Source organism: Pseudomonas sp. Q11 (assembly GCF_024494355.1).
Classification (GTDB): Bacteria; Pseudomonadota; Gammaproteobacteria; order Pseudomonadales; family Pseudomonadaceae; genus Aquipseudomonas; species Aquipseudomonas hefeiensis.
Genome location: NZ_JAKNQY010000006.1, coordinates 234,703 through 254,129, shown reverse-complemented (window position 1 = coordinate 254,129; position 19,427 = coordinate 234,703). Strand labels below are relative to the sequence as shown.

Here is a 19,427-nt window from a genome sequence, read left to right as displayed (position 1 = left end):
TCGTGAGCAAGCCCACTCCCACAATGAATCGGCGGTGTACGCAATCTCCGTGTACACCACCGGTCCCTGTGGGAGCGAGCCTGCTCGCGATGCTTTTTTCAGCCATCACACCAAATAGTGCTTCAGTTCCCGGGCGATGACCATTCGCTGTATCTCGCTTGACCCTTCATAGATCTGGGTGATCCGCGCATCGCGGTAGTAGCGCTCCACCGGATAGTCCTCGAGATAGCCGTACCCGCCATGAATCTGCATGGCCGAGGAGCAGACTTTTTCGGCCATTTCCGAGGCGAACAGCTTGGCCTGGGACGCTTCCGACAGGCACGGTTTACCGGCGCTGCGCAGGCGGGCGGCATGGAGGATGAGCAAGCGGGCGGCGTTCAGGCGGGTGTGCATGTCGGCCAGCAGGTTGGCGATGCTCTGGTGTTCGATGATCGGTTTGTCGAACTGCACCCGGTCCCGCGCGTAAGCCAAGGCTGCTTCAAACGCCGCACGGGCGATGCCCAGGGCCTGCGCCGCGATGCCGATGCGACCACCCTCCAGGTTTGAGAGGGCAATTGCCAGGCCTTTACCCCGGGCGCCCAGCAAGTTGGCCTCGGCAATGCTGCAGTTGTTCAGTGTGACGGCACAGGTGTCCGAAGCGCGGATGCCCATTTTGTGTTCCGTGCGGTCCACGATGAAGCCCGGCGTGTCGGTCGGCACCAGAAACGCGGAAATACCTTTTTTGCCCAGCTCAGGATCCGTCACCGCAAAGACAATCGCCAGTTTCGCTCGCTTGCCGTTGCTGACGAATTGCTTGGCGCCATTGATGACCCATTGGCCGTCCCGCAGCTCGGCACGGGTGCGCAGGTTGTGGGCTTCGGAACCGGCTTGGGGTTCGGTGAGGCAGAAGCAGCCAATGGCCTGGCCGCTGGCCAGGTCGGCCAGCCAGGTCTGTTTCTGTTCGTCGCTGCCAAAATTGAGGACCGGCCCGCAACCCACCGAGTTGTGAATGCTCATCAGCGCCCCGGTGGCGCCATCGCCCGCGGAGATTTCTTCTACCGCGAGGGCATAGGCCACGTAATCGACATAGGTGCCGCCCCATTCCTCGGGTACCACCATGCCCAGCAGACCCAGTTCCCCCATCTTCGCCACCAGGGCATCGTCGATCCAGCCGGCTTTTTCCCAGGCCTGGGCATGGGGGGCAATCTCGCCTCGGGCAAAATCCCGGGCCATGTCGCGGATCATCACTTGCTCTTCGGTCAGCTCAAGGTCGTGCATGGTTCAGTTCCCGTGGTCGTCGAAGCCGTCGAAGAAACTCGCCACGTGGCGCTTATCCAGAGCCTCCAGGGTCGGCGGGTTCCAGCGCGGGTTCTTGTCTTTGTCGATGAGCAAGGCGCGCACGCCTTCGATCAGGTCGCCGCGGTCGAACCATTGACGGTCCAGGTGCAGCTCCAGGGCAAAACAGTCTTCCAGGTTCAAATGCCGGCCGCGACGCAGCATTTCCAGGGTCACGGCCATGGCCAGGGGCGAGCGCGTCTCCAGCAGGTCAGCGGTTTTTAGCGCCCACTCATGGCTGTTGGCGACGGTGACCAGGCGCAACTGCTCCACCATGCTTGGCACGTCCGCAAGGGCAAAGAAGTGATCGATGGCAGGACGCAAGTCGGCCAGAGGCGGGGCGGGCAATTGCTGAACACCGAGTTTCGCCAGCAGGCCCTGCAGGTCCTTGAGCGGTGTGTCGTGCCACTCCAGGCGATCGAGACGCTCATCGAGCCGATCAAGCTTGTCGCTTTCCAGGTACCAGTCGGCCAGTCCGCAATACAGCGCATCGGCAGCACGGATCTGTACGCCACTGACCCCCAGGTAGATGCCCAGTTCGCCCGGAATACGCGGCAGGAAATAGCTGCCACCGACGTCCGGGAAATAACCGATGGCGACCTCCGGCATACCCAGGCGGCTACGTTCGGTCACCACCCGCAGGTCGGCGCCTTGCACCAGCCCCATGCCGCCGCCCAGGACGAAACCGTCCATCAAGGCGAGGATCGGTTTGCGGTAGTGATGAATCGTCAGGTCGAGTGCGTATTCCTCGACGAAAAAGTCCTGGTGCAGGCTGTCGCCCTGCTTGTGGCTATCGTACAGCGAGCGGATATCGCCGCCAGCGCAAAACGCCTTGTCGCCGGCACCGCGCAGTACCACGGCGCGGATTTGTGGGTCGAGTTCCCAGGTATCGAGCTGTTGCTGCAAGCTGCGCACCATGCCCAGCGTCAGGGCATTGAGGCCGGCGGGGCGGTTCAGGGTCAAGTGGCCGATATGGTTGCGCACTTCGACCAGCACTTCATGAGCCTCAGCTTCGATGGGCCCCGAGGCTTGTGATGAAACCTGAGCTGTCATCGCTAACTCCCTGCTTTTATTGTTCTTTATGAATTGTGTCGCACCTACCCGGTCAGGATCGTACCAGTGCAAATTTGCCTTGCACAACCGGGATACGTGCAGGTCCTGTCTGCATATTTATAGCAGCCTCAGGCTCAACCGCGACCTGACAGCACCTCCGTGATGCTGCGACGCCTGGCATTTCGCTCACTGGCGTGGATCAATTGCTCGAGATCTTCGGGAGTTACGTCAAAGAATGCTTCCATTTGCTCAAGAGCGAGTTTCAAGTCCTCGGCCGTAATGGCCTGACGGTCGACGGGTGAATGGTCAGCGGGAATGACGGGGGTCGGTTCGCTGGCTCGCTTTGGGTAACGTACCCGCGTCAGGTTGTTGTAGGCCAAGGCACTCAAGAGCAGAGTGGAACCGGCCAGCATGGCGGCACCGACGGCCTGCCAGTCCAGGGCGATGATCGACGGATCGGCCAATACCATCGTCGCCGCCAGGGCACCCGCCGGAGGGTGCAGGCAACGCAACCAGCACATCAACACCAGCGCCATGCCGGCCGCCAGACAGGCACTCCCCAGCGTGCGGCCCAGGACATGGGCTACCAGCAATGCCACGACGGAGGCGCACAAGTAACCGCCGAAAATCGACCAGGGCTGGGCAAGGGCGCCCGAAGAGACGGCAAACAACAGCACGGCCGAGGCGCCGAGCGGGCCAATCAGGTGTTGCGCCACCTCAAGGCCAAAAACCTGGCCACACAGCCAGACACTGAACATTGTACCCAGGGCCATACCGATGGCGGCCCGGCTCCATTCGGTGGGACGGGTATTGATAGCAGCGGGGAACCAGCGAGAAAGCATTTAAGCGAAAATCCAAAAAACGAACAAAAAAAGGGGCTTACGGGAGAATCCCTGAAAGCCCTTTAAGTGTTCCAACAGTTGGGGGAGGAACGATGCACAGTGTGCCGTTCGCCACCCTTGCTTACAAATTCATATTAATGCTGCTTGAGTGCATTTATTTTGATGTAAAAAGCGTCATGCGCTTCTGGAGGCTTGAAACCAGGTTTGCTGAGCAATAGGCAGGTTGCACGATTGTCCGCGCCCTATCGGGAAATAGGTAAAGCCTTTGTCTGCCATGCGGTCCGGGTCATACAGGTTGCGGCCATCGAAAATCACCGCAGCCTTGAGCCGCTGCTGGATCAGGTCAAAGTCCGGCGCCTTGAACGGTTGCCATTCAGTGCAGATCACCAGCGCATCGGCTCCCGGCAAAACCGATTCCGGCGTACCCATCAGCATCAGCTTCGATTCGTCGGGATAGAGCTGCTGGGTCTGCTGCATGGCCTCCGGGTCAAAGGCGCGGACACTGGCGCCGGCAGCCCACAACGCCTCCAGAAGTGTACGACTGGGCGCGTCGCGCATGTCGTCGGTGTTGGGCTTGAAGGCCAAGCCCCACACCGCGAAGGTTTTACCGCGCAAGTCGCCTTTGTAGAACGCCTGGATGCGTTCGAACAACTTGTGCTTCTGCCGCTGGTTGATGGTTTCCACCGCTTGCAGCAGATCGCTGGAACAGTGGGCTTGCTCCGCCGTGTGGATCAGCGCGCGCATGTCCTTGGGAAAACACGAGCCACCGTAGCCGCAGCCTGGGTAAATGAAGTGATAACCGATGCGCGAGTCGGCACCGATGCCCAGGCGCACGGACTCGATGTCAGCGCCCAGGTGTTCCGCCAGCTCCGCGATCTGGTTGATGAAGCTGATCTTCGTCGCCAGCATGCCGTTGGCCGCGTACTTGGTCAGTTCGGCGCTACGCAGGTCCATGAACAGGATCCGGTCGTGGTTGCGATTGAAGGGGGCGTACAGGTCGCGCATGGTGTCGCGCACTTCATCGCGTTCGCAGCCGATCACGATGCGATCCGGGCGGCGACAATCGGCCACCGCCGAGCCTTCCTTGAGAAACTCGGGGTTGGACACGATATCGAACTGCAACAAACGGCCGGCCTTGAGCAAGCATTTGTCGATGTGCGCTCGTAGGGCATCGCCGGTGCCAACCGGTACGGTGGATTTCTCCACGACAAGGACCGGTTGTTCGCGGTAGTGCGCGACCGCCTCACCGACGGCCAGGACCTGGCACAAATCGGCCGAGCCATCTTCCCTGGAAGGCGTGCCCACCGCGATGAACAGCACTTGGCCGTGCTGCACGGCAAACTGTTCATCGTGGGTGAAATGCAGGCGTCCGGCCTCCAGCCCCTCACGCACCAGCGCGGCCAGACCGGGTTCGAAGATACTCACCTGGCCCTGGCGCAGGCTTTCGACTTTCTGTTCGTCTATGTCCATGCACACCACGTCATGGCCTACCTCGGCCAACACTGCCGCTTGCACCAATCCCACGTAACCACTACCGAATACACTGATTTTCATAGCGGACTCCCTGGATCATTTCCGAACGGGCAGGCACGTACAACCCGCACATCGCCGCAATGCGCGCATTTGCAGAATAAGTCGGGGATATTTCAGTTCGCTGACAACCCGCAGCGGTTGCGATCAACCCGCGGGCAAGTGAGGACAGCCGCTCTGGTCTGAGCGTGTGGTGTCAAACTCGCTGCTACGTGGCAGCGCTCAGGCCTTGACCCAGCGCTGACGACTCCAACTGCTCAGCGTATCGACCGCGAGGACCAGCAACAGCATCGCCAGAATCACCGTGCTGGCCTGTGCCTCCTGGAACAGGCTGAGGCTGACATAGAGCATTTGCCCCAATCCGCCGGCGCCGACGAAGCCGAGCACGCTGGCCATGCGGATGTTGTTCTCCCAGCGGTAGAGGATGTAGGCCAACAGCTGCGGCATCAGGTTGGGCAGGGTGCCGTAACAGAACGCCCATACCGCGTTGCCGCCTTGCAGGCGAATGGCTTCGGCCGGTTCTGGCGGGGTGTTTTCCAATGCCTCGGCGAACAGTCGGCCGAGCACGCCGGTGGTGTGCAGCGCCAATGCCAGGGTGCCGGCATTGGGGCCCAGGCCGGCAGCCAGGACCATCAGCGCCGCCCACACCAGCTCTGGAACCGCGCGCAAGGCGTTGAGTACCAGGCGTGAGGCGCTTTGCATCGGCCAACCGAAACGCCCGGCGGCGGGCAAGGCCAATACCAGGCCAAACACCGCCGCGAGCAGCGTGCCAAGGGCGGACATGGCGATGGTTTCCAGGGCGCCGTGGCCGATTGCTTGCAGATGGCCGGGGCTCAGGTCCGGGCTGAGAAAACGCTGGGCATAAATGCCCATCCGGCTCAGGTTGCCGCTGTCACCAAGCTCGCCGAGATCGATGCCCAGATAGGCGAACGAGACGACGACGGCGGCGCCGATGCACAGGAGCAACACCACGTTGAACAGGCGGTTCATGCCAGCCTCCAGCGCAGCAGGCGACTGAGTTGATCGGCCAGCAGGACCAGGACGAGGAACGTCAACAGCATGCTGGCCACTTCACCACCGGCGAACATGCGCAACGACAGGTCCATTTGTTGGCCCAGGCCCCCGGCACCGACAAAGCCCATCACCACCGAGGCGCGGATCGCACACTCCCAGCGGTACACCGTGTAGGACAGCAGCTCCGCCGCGACATTGGGCAGGATCCCGTAGCAGAAGGCTGCCAGTCGGCCGCTGCCGGCCTGCAACAGTGCATGTGCCGGACGCTGGTCGACTGACTCGTAGATTTCCGCGTAGACCTTGCCCAACATGCCGCTGTAGGTAATGGCGATGGCCAGCACCCCGGCAGTCGGACCAAGACCGACGGCGCGGACGAAGAGCAGGGCCCAGACGATTTCCGGCACGCTGCGCAGGAAAATCAGCACGCCGCGTACCGGCCACCGCAGCAGTTGCCCCCAATAGCCCGGATGGCCGCCACGGGAGGCCGCAGACAGCGACAGGGCACGGCTGGCCAGCAGGCTGGCGGGCACGGCGAACAGCAATGCCAGGGCCATGCCGGCCGTGGCGATGGCCAGGGTCTGCAAGGTGGCTTGCAATAGCAGCTCCATGAACGCTTCGCCATGGGCCGGTGGCCAGAAGGCCGAGACGAACCGGCCCATCTCGCTTTGACTGTCGCTTGCCACCAGCACGCCGAGGTCCAGCTCGCTGAAGTGGATGCCTGGCCACAGCAGGACAAGGGCCAACAGGCAAAGCAGCAGGCGAGGGCCGCTGGCGGGGTCTCGGGTATCGCGTGTCAGCATCGGGGGATCTGCACACTCAAGGGGGAGGGCGGTGGAGGCGAGGGTTGCAACTGCTCATTGGCGTAGAGTTGGTCGAGCCGTTCACGGTCGACGGCATCGGTCGGCAGATCGAACAGGATCTGCCCGTCACGCAGGCCGATGACCCGTGAAAAGTGCGCCAGGGCCAGGTCCACCGCATGCAGGCTGGCGACCAGGGTGACGTTGTGCTCCCGGGCGTGGCGGCAGAGCACTGAAAGGGTGTGCTCGGCCAGCACTGGATCCATGGCCGAAACAGGTTCATCGGCCAGCAATACCTCGGGCGCCTGATACAGCACCCGGGCAATCCCAACGCGCTGTAGCTGGCCGCCGGAGAGTTGCTGGCATTGCGCGAAGAGCTTGTCGCTCAGATCCAGCCTGGCCAATGCCGCCCGTGCGCCGGGAATATCCAGCGGGTGCAGCAGGTTCAGCAGACTCTTGCCCAGGCCCCACTGACCCAGTTTGCCGGCCAGCACCGCAGTGACCACGCGCTGGCGCGGTGGCAGGGGCGGAGCTTGGTGGATCAGGCCGATGCGTGCGCGCAGGCGTTGACGCGCGCGGGCAGACAACTGCCAGGCTCGTTCGCCGAGTACCTGCATTTCGCCGTCACCCGGTCGCAGAGCCGTGCCCAGCAGATTGAGCAGGCTCGATTTACCCGCGCCGGACGGACCGATGATGGCGACCTGTTCGCCGGCGCCGATGTGCAGCTCCACGCCACGCAGCGCCTGGACGCCGTTGGCGTGGGTAAGGCTGACCTGAGTCAGATGTAATGTCATTTGAGCAGTTCGGCGGCGCGTGCGGCTTCCTCGATGCCCTTGTAGTTCTCAGGCTTGGTTTCGATGAAGCGGCTGGCAGCCTGCAGATCGAGGATTTCCTTGTCCTTCGGATTCGCCGGATCGAGCGCCAGGAAGGCTGCCTTGATCTTGGCTGCCAGCGCCGGGTCGAGCGTTCCGCGCACCGTCCAGTTGTAGTCGAAGTAGGCCGGGGTGGTGGCAAACACTTTGACCTTGGCGGTGTCGACCTTGCCGGCGGCGACCAGTTTTTCCCAGACGCTGGCGTTCAGTACCCCGGCGTCCACTTTGCCGGCCTGGACCCAGGCGACGGTGGCGTCATGGGCGCCCGAGTAACCTACGCGGCTGAAGTAGCTTTCCGGCTTGATGCCGTCCTGGAGCATGAAATAGCGCGGCATCAGGCTGCCAGAGGTGGAAGACACCGAACCGAATGCAAAGGTCTTGCCCTTGAGGTCGGCGAGGGATTTGACCGCAGGGTCGGCGGTGATGAATTTACTGGTGAATTGGGCGTCCTGCTCGCGCTGCACCAGCGGGATAGCATTACCGGTTTTCAAGCGTGCCTGCACGAACGTGAAACCACCCAGCCAGGCCAGGTCGATGCGGTCGGTGGCCAGCGCCTCGACCACAGCCGGGTAGTCGCTCACGGGAATGAACTCGACTTTCATGCCCGTCTGTTGTTCCAGATAAGCGCCCAAGGGCTTGAACTTGCGCAGCAGTTCGGTAGGGGCTTCATCGGGAATCGCGCTGACTTTCAGGGTGTCGGCGGCCTGGGCCAGCAAGGCGCTGAAAGACAGGGTCAAGCCGACGGCCAATGCCAGGGAACGCTTGAACATGGAAAATCTCCGGTACGTGAACGCAAGAATATTGAAGCGCCAGACACTCGCGAACAACCGCATGGCGCTTGGTGAGGGTAGACGAATGAGTGTGATAACGGTCGTTTTTGGCCCAGGTGAATCTCAGCCATCCAGTCACAATGCGCGGATCCTACAAGCTCAAACGCGCGATGCAAGCAGTTCTTGGTTGCTACCGCACCCTTGGGCTGAATTGTCCCGAGCGTTTACGATTTTTTCCATAGGCTGGATGATGTAGCCTCGCCGTGGCTATATGTCAGTCGAAACGCACGGGCGCCGGTAGCCAAGTCCCGCCCACGGAATGGTGTTCCTTCTGCTGACCACGATTTCCGGCGGCCGGGCAGCATGAGGCGGTGTCATCAACTGAAGTAACAATACAAGTATTGCCATCGGATTCATGAGCAGTTACGCAAAATAGCTAGTCAGTCTGCACCGACCAGCCGTATGGACTGGACAGCTCTGATATCGATTAAGTTGGTGTTTTCTCGTAATCGGTATAGTGCAGTGCTCGCTCGGTAAAAGCGGTGTAACCCAGACGATGCTCAAACACTTCAACGTCTTCGATCAACGCGTCCGAGTGATTGGCGTCGGGGGTGTTTTTATATTGATGGAGTGCGACTTGCAGTGCCTTGCTCACCGCTAACAGGCAGAACGCGTAATCAATTACGACATCGGCAGCGCCATCCCATTCGTTTCGGTTTCGTACGCTTGGCAGGTTGATTACGATGTATTTGCCCGGCACCTGCTTTTTAATTTCTCGCAGCGTGGCCGGGTCTGCACCGTTCGCAAAGAAATGCGTGATGCCGATTTGCGCGAACGCTTTCAAACGCGTAACGCATTCATCAACATTGTGTGTCGCCCAGATGGCATCGGTTCGAGCAATGATCATGAAATCCGGGTTGCGCCGCGCATCCAGGGCGGCCTGTAGACGTTGCAGCATTAAATCAAGCGGGATCAGCTTCTGCTCCAAATTAGTATGTTTGCCTCCGGCATGATCCTCGATATGAATGGCCGCGACGCCTGCATCTTCGAAGGCCTGCACGGTGCGCCAGATGTTGGCCGGATCAAAAAAACCGCCCTCGGCGTCGGCAATTACCGGCACGTTGACAGCGCCGCTGACCGACTTGGCATGCCGGGCAAGTTCATCCAGCGTCAAAACGCCCACATCCGGTAGGCCGAATCCTGCCGCTGCTGTTGCGTAACTTCCGACATAAACGACTGGATACCCCGCGGCTTCTACCAACATGGCACTGAACGCGTCATAGGCTCCTGGAATCACTAATGCCTTGGGGCCGTTAAATGCTTCGGTGAGCGCGTAAGAATTTTTTGCATGCATTTCGTTTCTCCTGAAGAAGAATGGCTTTCAGCATTTCCGTTGTTGTTTGATGTAAGGAATCAGTCCTCCAGCCTCCAGAACACTCAGGTCGGACTGGCTAAATGGCCTAAATGCCAATTCGCGACCTTGACTGTGGTTGATCACTCGTCGTCCTAGCCAATCCACTTCAATTTCATCCCAGCGCTTCACCCATCGGGTGATGCCCGGGCATTCGATTTGCGGAAAACCTTCGGCCATTTCTCCCCACCAGTAACCTGGCGAGAAGGACTCTGCGATCACCGCACTGATACCCAACTTGCGCATGGCGATCATCGGCGGGTAGTGCGGGTGCCCATAGCCGAAATTGGCGGCACCAACCAACACATCGCCGGGCCGCATGTCCCGCGCAAAGTTTTCGTCGTAGGCACTCATGGCCAACTTCGCCAATGCTTCGGCGTCACCTGTGCGGATGTTTTTGACGCCAACGATTTGATCGATATCGAAATTTTCTTCTTCGAATACGTAAGCCACACGGCCGCGTAAATTGAGCAGGCTCATGACGAATCCTCAAAGATAATGGCGAGGGTCTGCGACCTTGCCTTCGATTGCGGCCGCCGCCACGGCGGCGGCGCTGCACAGGTAGATTTCAGAGTCGGTACTGCCCATCCGACCACGCACGTTCAAGGTTCCGGTGGACACTGCACGTTGTCCCGCATTCATGGTGCCGATGCGTCCATAGCAGTAATCGCAGCTGGGCGAAGAGACGAAAGCGCCGGCCTCTATCAACGTGGTCAGCAATCCTTCCCGCGCCGCTTCGGCCATGATGTGTTGACTGGTCGGTACGACGTACAACGAGAAGCCTGGTGCCAATGTGCGGCCACGAAGAATGCGCGCCGCGATGCGCAGATCTTCCAGACGGCCCGAGGCACAGGAACCGAGATAGCCGACTTGCACTTCCATGCCGATGTATTCGGCAAGATCGCGCGTACCAGCGGAACTGGGGGGAATTACAATGACGGGCTCGATAGTGCTCAGGTCGATGGTGTGGATGGCCTGATACCGTGCATCCGGATCGCTGTATACCGGCTCGAGAACTTTTCGCGCCAGCGGCAGGGCATAGTCGAGGCGCGCTGCATCCGGTGCGACAATGGCGGAAATAGCGCCAGTGAACATCGCCAGGCCGGTAATGGTCTGCAAGCCTTCGACGGACAGGTTGGCGAGCCCGTGACCGCCCAACTCCATCACGCAGAATTGGCAGGCGCTCGGACCCAGGGTTTTGACGAGATGATTAAGCACATCGCGGGCCATGACACCGTCTTGCAAATCACCGATGAAATTGATCCGCACCGTCTCCGGCACTCGCAAGGAAACCGTGTCCTGAACATAGGCTTGCAGCATATTGCGGTGAATGCCCAGGGCCAATGTGCCGAAAGTGCCCAACTGCGAAATGTGTGGATCAAAATGCACAGCCAGCGCGCCAGGCACCGCATAACCGACTTCAGCGGCAACCTGATGACCGATGCCGCGACGTTCGAATACTTCCACACCGTTACGCGTGGTCCAATCCCGAGTTTCTTTATGGAAATTTTCTTCCTCTGGAGTAATGGCCGGAATCATATGATCGATAAAAATGCCAAAGCGCTCCGGCTCTTTTACCTGGATAATCTGAAACTCGCTTTCCATTTCCTTAAAGTAACGATCGGTATAACCAGGAAAGTCATAAGCCAGTACGAAATCCGGTTTAACTTGAACTTCATCGCCAGCGTTGACTGTTTCCAGTCCCGCGGTACGGGCCAGTATCTTTTCAGTCATGGTGTAGCCCATCGGAATACTCCTGCGTGAGCACGAATAGGTATTTGCACGTGAGTTAAGTATTTGAATTTTACGCCCGTTGGGCAAACGCGTAATTCTTATTGCAGCCAGTGACTACGCTGATTGATCAATAAACAGTGTGAATGGCGAAGTTGGCGTGAACCGGCCAAACGCGCTCTTCGATGCGGCTGCCTAATGTCTGAACTTAGAAAAATATTTCAAGCCGCTGCGGTTGTGCCCGTGGCTCAAGGCTCGGGGTTTTGTAATACTCGATGCAGTACTGATCAGATGCGGGAAGTTTCCCCTTCAGCCAGGCAGACTTGCATGATCCGCAGATTTTTATCGGTGACACGGGTAGGGAACACTTCGCTCAAACGGTCCTCGTGCACCGGGATCACCCGTTTGACCTCGTAGTCCACAGCCTTGAGCATCTCCTCGGTGGCAAGCACCAGATTGGTATTGCTGTTCTGTGCCAGCCCGACGGGGCGATACTCCAACGTTCCGGTGATATCGCCTTTGGCGATTTGCGGGTTGGCCAGCATATTGTCGTAGACGTACACCAAGTCTCCGGCCAGCACCCAACTGTTGTGTGAGCTGGAGGCCAGGTCATTGCGCACGTGCACCCACATGCAGCCAAATGTATGGCTGTCGAACGCGACGCGCAGATCGATACCCGGTGCTACGTCCTCTATTTCACCTTCCACGCAGATCAGGCGGCCCTGGCGCGCGAGATCGACCGCTCGCAAAATGTCCGACGGATCGAGTCCGGTGCGAGTCCAGCTCAGACGGTCCGGAAGCGCCATGGCCCAGATCCATTTCGACAGTTCCCGCTCCTGAAGATAAAACCGTGCATTGGGAAAGGCATCGGTGTTGCCGAAATGATCAAAGTGAGCGTGGGTCACAAACACCGTATCGACTTCTTCAGGGGTGACATTGCACTCGGCCAGAACGTCCCGCGGCGAGTGCCAGTCGCTCACCCCGAATTGCTTGGCTAATGCCTGGCCGTAATCGCGATGGTTGTAACCGACGTCCACCATGATCGTGCGGCCATTACCTTTGATCAGCACATAGCAATAGGGCAGTTTTCGGGTCCCTTCATTATGTACGCCGTATTTGATGCCGCTGACCGGAAAGTTCGGAATGTTGGCGAACTCAAGAATCCAAATCGAATAGGGGGACATGACAGCCTCTTTTATGGGTGTTTGATTGAAATCGATATCAATGCTGAGAACAGCAAAAACAGGTATTTTTCAGATCGACAGGCATCAGCCCCAACTGCGCACTGGAAGCGCAGCGCAGCATGGCGTTAGTGTTATTGAGTCCCTTCAGTAAGGCCGGTGTGCGCTCCCTGAGTACTGCGCCAGCACTGATGTTGCGCTGCAGTTCCCGGGCGATATGCAACAAACGGCTGGCGGTGAGCGATAAGTGGTTGAAATGCGCTGATGCCATCGCGGGGATCTTGAGGTTGCCCAGCAGATCCAGAACTTCGATCAGATCCTGTTCCGGCGTGCGCGCCAGTTGGGCGTAAGAACTGAAGCCATTATCGGCTTGCCCAAGAATCAACAACCCGGCCATTTGCGCAATCACCCGATTGAGCTTTGCGTAGGGGCGTTCGACCAGCGCTACATAGTGATTGAGCTCATCTTTGGCATGAGTGACCGTGCGCACCGCCAACTCGGTCCTGGACTCGACTTCTGCGCTAAAGGGAGCCAGTCGGCCATCCATGCAATCTTGACTGAACGACAAGGTATAAGGCGTAGCCAGAGAACGTGGCGTATGGGACATGCTGAGTCTCGCTTACTGTCATTGGCGTTGCTGCCTTTAAGTATTTGAGTGAGCGAAACCCTTGGCAAACGAATAAATCAGATTGCAGCCAGTTGCCAAGCCAATTAATCCTGGTAGGTCAGCCCGATGTTATTTCGTAACAAGCGAGGCGACTCCGCTGTGACCAAAATTCACAGCCGGTGTGAAGTTTTGAGGATATTCAGCGTTTCAGAGATGTAATAGTTTAAGCACCAGGGTCCCCAACGCCCGGTCATGGCCGGCTGACAGCTCATAAAAACGGAGGTGAGAGGTGGACAACTATTCGCAAATGCTCGCCTTCATACGCGCAGCTGAGCACGGCAGTTTTTCTGCGGCGGCCCGGGCAAGCCATCTGACGCCGTCGGCGGTGAGCAAGCTGATTTCAAGGCTGGAAGAACGCTTGCAAGTGCGTTTGTTTGTTCGCAGCTCCAGAGCATTACTGCTGACGGAAGAAGGGGCGATCTATCTGAAAAGTGCGTTGGCGGTCGTTGATGCCATGAGCGAGGCTGACGCATTGGCCGAACGTTTGCCGACCCGGGTCAGCGGCATGTTGCGCGTGCATACGATGACCACTTTTGCCAAGCACCAGATCCTGCCATGGCTGCCGCAGTTTCTAGAAAGCTATCCGTTACTCGATCTGGATATTCAATTGGGGGCGCAATACCTCGATCTGTTCGAGCAAGGTGTCGATGTCGCGATTCACAGCGGGTTTCTGCCCAGCTCATCGAGGGTTGCCCGCCGCTTGAACGACAACGAATGGATCATCTGTGCCTCACCGCACTATCTGGCCAATAACGCACCGTTGCTTCATCCACAGGATTTGCTGGCGCACCAATGTTTTGGCTTTGACTTTGAAAGCCAATGGAGCACCTGGTCGTTTCAGGAAAACGGGCGCTTATTCAAAGTGCCGTTTCGCAGTCGCTCTTCGTTCGGTCAGGGTGACCTGCTGCGAGATTTGGCGTTGCAGGGGGCGGGCATCGTCAAACTGGCCGGGTTTCATATTGGTGAGGATATTCGCCACGGCCGCTTGGTGCCGCTGTTGTCGGAGTTTTATACCGGCGAAAAAGAATCGGTGAGTCTTATATACGCGAACCGAAAATATTTAAGTCCGCGAATAAAGGTGTTCATTGACTTTCTCAGTGATCGAGTGGAAGGCCAGTGCTGGACGATAACCTAACGCACGGCGAGAAGTTTTTCTGACTTTTTGAGCCTGCCCGGTCGGGTGTGCTCCATGGGAAAAGTTGCACGTTGAATGTCAACTTGATGAAGCTTGCGATAGCAATATCGTAACGGCTAAATGTTTGACCGTGAGGTGATCTGAAAATGACTGTACAAGAAAAAAGTTTGGCTAGACCCGTGATGACCGCCATACGTGGCGACCAATCCAAAGTGCCGTATCAGTTTGATCAACCGGCAGGAATGCCAGCGGATTTTTTGCTGCCAGGCGCACTGAATCTTGACTGTGACGAACGAGAGTGGGTGCCGCAAGCTGAAGGGGTATGGTTTCGTCCGTTGATCCTGAGTTTGTCGGGCGGCTACTTCGTCAACCTGACCCGCGTGCGTCGTGCCGGCGTTCTATCCCGTCACCGACATGGCGGGCCGGTCCATGCGATTACCTTGCGCGGCCACTGGCATTATCTTGAACACGAATGGGTCGCTACCGAGGGCAGCTATGCCTTCGAACCACCAGGAGAGACCCATACATTGGTTGTACCGGAAGATGTGACCGAAATGATCACGCTGTTTCACGTGACCGGTAACTATGTCTATGTCGACCCTTACGGCAAGGCCCTGGACTACGAGGACGTGTACACCAAACTGGAAAGTGCCCGTCGTCATTACGAAGCCGTCGGGTTGGGTGCTGATTACGCCGAGCAGTTCGTTCGCTGATCCGCCTTGAAAAATAACGGGTAAGAAAAGTTTCCAAAGCGTTAATTGCCATCGAATTGAAAGTCTCGATGACGGCATCGCTTTATCCGGTGATTACAGCGTCGTGACCGCGAATTCAAAATGAATTGACGTTTTGTTCATTTTGTTCGCGGCTTGTACGTATTTGAACTTCCATGGGGCTGGATGGACTTGCCCAATCGCGCTGACTCTAAAAAGACGGACATTGATTCATCAACGTAACTCTTCCGCATCCAATAACAATATCAGCAGGAGATTAAACCCATGCATTCAACACCCACCAACGCTCATGGCGTTGTGTCGCCGATCGATGATAACGATCCCGTTTATCGCAAGATTGCCTGGCGGCTGATGCCATTTCTGTTCGTTTGCTACGTGTTCGCCTACCTGGACAGGGTTAACGTCGGCTTTGCCGCGCTGCATATGAAAGCGGACCTGAACTTTACGGACGCTGTATACGGTATGGGTGCCGGAATTTTCTTCTTTGGCTACATCTGCTGCGAGATCCCGAGCAACCTGCTGATGAAACGCCTCGGTGCGCGCATCACCATTGCCCGCATCATGATCGGCTGGGGTTTTGTCTCTAGCTGCACCATGCTGGTCCAAAGCCCAACTTCGTTTTATCTGATGCGGTTGCTGCTGGGTGCATTCGAGGCCGGTTTTGCGCCGGGTGTATTGTTGTACCTGACCTTTTGGTTTCCACCGGCTCGACGGGCGCAGATGGCCGCCATTTTTCTCTGCGGTTCGGCCATCGCCGGGGTTGCAGGAGCACCATTGTCAGGGATGATTCTCGACGTATTCCAAGGAATGGCGGGGCTGCAAGGCTGGCAATGGCTGTTTGTTATTGAGGGCATTCCTTCGATTGTGCTGGGTTTCCTGGCGCTGTGGCTGCTGTCTGATGGTCCGGCTACCTGCAGGTGGTTGCGAGCCGATGAAAAAGTCCAAGTGATCCGTCATCTGGCCAGTTTTCAGCCTGCACGCGATGACGGCTTCATCGGCGCGCTACGCGGGCCGACCATCCATCTCATCGCCATCACCTGGTTCACCATCGTTTGTGGGCATAACGCGGTGAACTTCTGGATGCCCATGATGCTGCGTGACGCCGGCTTGACCACGGGGACGGAAATCGGCCTGTGGGCGATGGTGCCTTACAGCATCACCACGGTTGGCATGATCTTGATCTCCCGGCATTCCGATCGACGGCTGGAGCGTCGTGCGCATATTTCATTTTGCTCATTAATGGCCGCCATCGGTTTCGGGATGTTGCCTTTCGTGCAGGGTAATTTTGGCTTGAGTATTGTCGGCCTGACCCTGGCTGCACTCGGCGTTTTTTCGGCGATGCCGATCATCCTCGCCATGCCCATGAGTTACTTGCCGGCGGGCGCTGCGCCCGGTGGCATTGCTTACGTGAACACCGTTGGCATGGTGGGCGGTTTTGTCGGACCTTACTTGATGGGCGCTATCAAAACGGCTACCGGCAGTTTTGCCTATGGGCTGTTTGCCGTGACCGGGTTACTGGTGGTGGGGATATTGATCATGATGTGCATGGTGCGTACGCCACGTATCGAGCCGCTTCTTGGTGCGCAAGTCCCGACACCATAAGTCAATGATTTCAGCCGTTTGTAGCGGCACAATCCGGTGCCAGCACGATATATTCCAGACCTTTGATATGACCTTCGGTGTCGCGATAAATCATCGTTACCGGCGATGCGTTGCATTTGTCTGCCGGCTCCGTGGTGGAAATGACACTGGCAATATCCAGTTCCATCCCGTAGTGGTACTTCTCAACTTTTGTCGCGCTTTCATTGTTTTCCGGTTGTGCCATGACAGAGCAGGCACAGGCGAGTGTCACCCATGGAAGAAAGGTCTTCATTCGATAGCCTCATTGATTAATGACTCCCTCAACTGCGTTGCGTGGACGAGGGTCGAGGGAGTTGGTTTGGAACCGAGCTGCTGCGGGAGAACTTAGAGAGCCATCAAGTCGCGATGAACTTCCAGGGCGTTGCGTTCAACCCAGTTGTGCGCCAACACGCCATCCGGTCGAACTTCCCAGACGGCAGTGCCAAGCATTTCAAAGGGCGTGCGGCATGGGCGTCCGCCGATGAAACCCAGGTTTTTCCCGGTGAGCTTCCAGCGCGAAGCCACACGAGTGCCATCCTTGTTTTGGAAAGTTTCGATACTGCCAAAGTTGAAGTCTTCGATTTTCGACAGGAAAACGCCGATCCACTCTATAAAGGCTTCGCGCCCGACAGTATCGACGCCGCCAGAGGTAATGACAAAGTCCTCTGCAACAAAGCGCGCGGCAGCTTGCGGGTCTTTCGCCTGCCAGACTTCACGCCAGAAGCGTTCAACAATTTCTACAGCTTTATGGTCCACCATTTAGAGAGTCCTCGGTTTTTTGGGGCATCAAGGCCCCGTCAGTGGTGACGCTAAATAGATCTCAGTGGGTCAGTGCCTGTGAGCTATGGGCCCGTGCCAGTGCGAAGATAAAGCGCCATGACGGTGATATTCGAAGTTTGCTATCAAGAACACAAACGCATAAAGTTAATGGCATCTAGTAGAAAGGCGAATTCATCATGCAAGCTGGAGACGTTGAAATCGATTTGTTGCGGGCGTTCATTGCCGTGGCGGAAACCGGCAGTTTTACCGCAGCGGCCGACGTGATTTCCCGCTCGCAATCGGCGGTCAGCCAGAAGATCATCCGCCTGGAAGAAGTGCTGGGCCTGCGGGTGTTCGAACGTACCAGTCGTGCCTTGACCCTGACGCCGGACGGCGAGCGCCTGCTGGTCGGCGCGCGCAAGATGATGGTGCACTTCGACAATTTCGTTCGGGAAATCAAGGAGCCGGCGGCGGTTAACCTGTTACGTCTGGGGATCTCCGAAAATCTCGTGCCCACACAGTTGCCCAAGCTGTTGTCGCGATTCAGCAAGCTTTACCCGGATGTCCAGCTTGAACTCACAACAGGCCTGAGTAACGACCTGTTGAGCGACTACGAAGCCGGCCAACTGGATGTAGTGATTGCCAAACGCAAGATCAGCAACAACGCTCAGCGTGGCCGAATCATTTGGCGCGAGCCGCTGGTGTGGATCGCGGCCAAAGACTATGAAATCGAAGCCGCGCGCCCGGTTCGCCTGGTGATGATGCGCCCACCGTGTGCCTACCGCGCAATCATGATCGAAGCGATGGCGTCGGTACGACGTGAATGGTCTTCAGCCTGTCTTGCCAGCAACTTGATTGGCGTTCAGGCCGCTGTCGCGGCTGGACTCGGCATTACCGCGCTGGGCACTTCATTCCTGCAGGAGGGCATGCGGATTGTCGAGCCCTCGGAAAAGCTGCCGACGTTGCCTACGACGGAAGTGGCGGTAATCGGCGAAGGATTGCGTACGCAGCATTTGGTCCAGCCTCTGGTGTCGTTGCTGACCGAAGGTTTGATGTCGGGAACCCGTTTGACCTGAGGTCTAAGGCTTCGAGGCCTAAGCTGGTTTCATTGATGCTCTCGCAAGAGACTGATCAGTGCTTTGACGCATCCTGGCAATGCATCGAAATCCCGAATGAGAATGCTGCGGTCGCGAACCACCCAGGGTTCGTCTAGCTCCAGAATGGCCAGTTTCATTGTTTTGCTATTGCGCAGGGCGGCTGACTCCGGAATCACACCTATGCCTACGCCTGCTTCAACCATGCGGCAGACTGCTTCGAAACTGGACAACTGAATTCGCCAGAGCAGAGTTTCACCCATCAATTCGGCTTTATCGCGTACAAATGCCTGGAGGGTACTGCCTTCTTGCATACCGACGTGGTGAAAGGCAACGGTATCTCGCAGCTTGATGTGTTTACGCCGGGTCAGTTCGTGGCCCTCGGGTACTATGAGCACCAGTCGGTCAGTACTGAATTGCAGCACTTGCAGATTTTTCGCCGCCACCGGGCCGGCAATAATACCGATGTCCGTCGAACCATCGAGCACGCCTCGAATGATGTCGCGGGACAACCGTTCCCGCAGGTCCACGGTCACGCCGGGCCGTTGCGCGAGGAACCCGGCAAGTAATTCGGGCAAAAACTCCGTGACGGCCGTGGTATTGGCAAAAATACGGATATGCCCGGAGGAATCGGTGCCGAACTCGGTGAACTCGGTTTTCAAATATCCCACCTGACGCATGATCAACCGTGCGTGTTGCAACAGCCTGCAACCCGCGTCGGTCAATTCGACGCCCTTGCTGTCGCGATACAGCAAATGGTTGTTCAACTGCGCCTCCAGCGCCTTGATACGCACGCTCGCCGCAGCAGGTGACATAAATGCCCGGCGGGCACCCTGGCTCAAGCTGGTGGCTTCGGCTATGTGGATGAACAGGCGCAGATCAGTCAAATCAAAGTGCATGCCGCAA

20 protein-coding genes are annotated in these 19,427 nt (G+C 57.8%); 4 read left to right on the top strand and 16 right to left on the bottom strand.

What is annotated here, in order from left to right; all coding sequences use genetic code 11:
• Nucleotides 1-105 precede the first annotated feature (105 nt).
• The 13 genes from MA884_RS09625 to MA884_RS09565 all read right to left on the bottom strand — a co-directional run bounded on the left by MA884_RS09625 (nucleotide 106) and on the right by MA884_RS09565 (nucleotide 13,122).
• A complete protein-coding gene (locus tag MA884_RS09625) occupies nucleotides 106-1,257 on the bottom strand; it encodes an acyl-CoA dehydrogenase family protein (RefSeq protein ID WP_256230260.1) in 1,152 nt (383 codons plus the stop codon).
• A 3-nt stretch (nucleotides 1,258-1,260) separates the two neighbouring features.
• Nucleotides 1,261-2,367, bottom strand: a complete 1,107-nt coding sequence (locus tag MA884_RS09620) for an enoyl-CoA hydratase/isomerase family protein (RefSeq protein ID WP_256230259.1) — start codon at nucleotides 2,365-2,367, stop codon at nucleotides 1,261-1,263.
• A gap of 134 nt (nucleotides 2,368-2,501) precedes the next feature.
• A complete protein-coding gene (locus tag MA884_RS09615) occupies nucleotides 2,502-3,209 on the bottom strand; it encodes an HPP family protein (RefSeq protein ID WP_256230258.1) in 708 nt (235 codons plus the stop codon).
• A 174-nt stretch (nucleotides 3,210-3,383) separates the two neighbouring features.
• The gene (locus tag MA884_RS09610) at nucleotides 3,384-4,763 is read right to left on the bottom strand and encodes a UDP-glucose/GDP-mannose dehydrogenase family protein (RefSeq protein WP_256230256.1); all 1,380 of its coding nucleotides are present in this window, start codon (nucleotides 4,761-4,763) and stop codon (nucleotides 3,384-3,386) included.
• A 198-nt stretch (nucleotides 4,764-4,961) separates the two neighbouring features.
• A complete protein-coding gene (gene phnE / locus MA884_RS09605; protein WP_256230255.1) occupies nucleotides 4,962-5,729 on the bottom strand; it encodes a phosphonate ABC transporter, permease protein PhnE in 768 nt (255 codons plus the stop codon).
• On the bottom strand, nucleotides 5,726-6,553 hold the full coding sequence (locus MA884_RS09600) for an ABC transporter permease (RefSeq protein WP_256230253.1): 828 nt from the start codon (nucleotides 6,551-6,553) through the stop codon (nucleotides 5,726-5,728). Before MA884_RS09600 ends, phnE begins: the two co-directional genes overlap by 4 nt.
• Nucleotides 6,547-7,344, bottom strand: a complete 798-nt coding sequence (locus tag MA884_RS09595) for a phosphonate ABC transporter ATP-binding protein (protein WP_256230252.1) — start codon at nucleotides 7,342-7,344, stop codon at nucleotides 6,547-6,549. The genes MA884_RS09600 and MA884_RS09595 overlap by 7 nt, the downstream gene beginning before the upstream one ends.
• Nucleotides 7,341-8,192 carry a putative selenate ABC transporter substrate-binding protein gene (locus MA884_RS09590; RefSeq protein ID WP_256230250.1) on the bottom strand — a complete coding sequence of 284 codons (852 nt, stop codon included), beginning with the start codon at nucleotides 8,190-8,192 and terminating at the stop codon, nucleotides 7,341-7,343. Before MA884_RS09590 ends, MA884_RS09595 begins: the two co-directional genes overlap by 4 nt.
• Before the next feature lie 487 nt (nucleotides 8,193-8,679).
• Nucleotides 8,680-9,546 carry an oxaloacetate decarboxylase gene (locus MA884_RS09585; protein ID WP_256230249.1) on the bottom strand — a complete coding sequence of 289 codons (867 nt, stop codon included), beginning with the start codon at nucleotides 9,544-9,546 and terminating at the stop codon, nucleotides 8,680-8,682.
• A 27-nt stretch (nucleotides 9,547-9,573) separates the two neighbouring features.
• The gene (locus tag MA884_RS09580; protein ID WP_256230248.1) at nucleotides 9,574-10,083 is read right to left on the bottom strand and encodes a 3-isopropylmalate dehydratase; all 510 of its coding nucleotides are present in this window, start codon (nucleotides 10,081-10,083) and stop codon (nucleotides 9,574-9,576) included.
• A 9-nt stretch (nucleotides 10,084-10,092) separates the two neighbouring features.
• Complete coding sequence (locus tag MA884_RS09575; RefSeq protein WP_256230247.1) at nucleotides 10,093-11,349, bottom strand: aconitase family protein; 1,257 nt, start codon at nucleotides 11,347-11,349, stop codon at nucleotides 10,093-10,095.
• A gap of 272 nt (nucleotides 11,350-11,621) precedes the next feature.
• Nucleotides 11,622-12,518: an N-acyl homoserine lactonase family protein gene (locus MA884_RS09570; protein ID WP_256230246.1), complete on the bottom strand. Its 897-nt coding sequence runs from the start codon at nucleotides 12,516-12,518 to the stop codon at nucleotides 11,622-11,624.
• Nucleotides 12,519-12,555: 37 nt separating this feature from the next.
• Nucleotides 12,556-13,122 (bottom strand): hypothetical protein, encoded by a 567-nt coding sequence (locus tag MA884_RS09565; RefSeq protein ID WP_256230245.1) that lies wholly within the window; start codon nucleotides 13,120-13,122, stop codon nucleotides 12,556-12,558.
• 307 nt (nucleotides 13,123-13,429) lie between these two features.
• Between MA884_RS09565 and MA884_RS09560 the strand changes: the two genes are divergently transcribed.
• The 3 genes from MA884_RS09560 (at nucleotide 13,430) to MA884_RS09550 (ending at nucleotide 16,650) form a co-directional block, all read left to right on the top strand.
• Nucleotides 13,430-14,317 (top strand): LysR family transcriptional regulator, encoded by an 888-nt coding sequence (locus MA884_RS09560; RefSeq protein WP_256230277.1) that lies wholly within the window; start codon nucleotides 13,430-13,432, stop codon nucleotides 14,315-14,317.
• Between the two features lie 182 nt (nucleotides 14,318-14,499).
• Nucleotides 14,500-15,030: a 2,4'-dihydroxyacetophenone dioxygenase family protein gene (locus MA884_RS09555; RefSeq protein WP_256230243.1), complete on the top strand. Its 531-nt coding sequence runs from the start codon at nucleotides 14,500-14,502 to the stop codon at nucleotides 15,028-15,030.
• A gap of 282 nt (nucleotides 15,031-15,312) precedes the next feature.
• Nucleotides 15,313-16,650: an MFS transporter gene (locus tag MA884_RS09550; RefSeq protein WP_256230242.1), complete on the top strand. Its 1,338-nt coding sequence runs from the start codon at nucleotides 15,313-15,315 to the stop codon at nucleotides 16,648-16,650.
• A gap of 10 nt (nucleotides 16,651-16,660) precedes the next feature.
• On the opposite strand, the gene MA884_RS09545 is transcribed toward MA884_RS09550, so the two are convergent.
• A complete protein-coding gene (locus MA884_RS09545; RefSeq protein ID WP_256230241.1) occupies nucleotides 16,661-16,921 on the bottom strand; it encodes a DUF2790 domain-containing protein in 261 nt (86 codons plus the stop codon).
• Between the two features lie 92 nt (nucleotides 16,922-17,013).
• Complete coding sequence (locus tag MA884_RS09540; protein WP_256230240.1) at nucleotides 17,014-17,427, bottom strand: ester cyclase; 414 nt, start codon at nucleotides 17,425-17,427, stop codon at nucleotides 17,014-17,016.
• 197 nt (nucleotides 17,428-17,624) lie between these two features.
• Here MA884_RS09540 and MA884_RS09535 point away from each other — a divergent pair, with 197 nt between their 5' ends.
• On the top strand, nucleotides 17,625-18,503 hold the full coding sequence (locus MA884_RS09535; protein ID WP_256230239.1) for a LysR substrate-binding domain-containing protein: 879 nt from the start codon (nucleotides 17,625-17,627) through the stop codon (nucleotides 18,501-18,503).
• 29 nt (nucleotides 18,504-18,532) lie between these two features.
• Here MA884_RS09535 and MA884_RS09530 read toward each other — a convergent pair whose 3' ends face one another.
• Nucleotides 18,533-19,420: a LysR family transcriptional regulator gene (locus tag MA884_RS09530; protein ID WP_256230238.1), complete on the bottom strand. Its 888-nt coding sequence runs from the start codon at nucleotides 19,418-19,420 to the stop codon at nucleotides 18,533-18,535.
• Nucleotides 19,421-19,427: the final 7 nt, after the last annotated feature.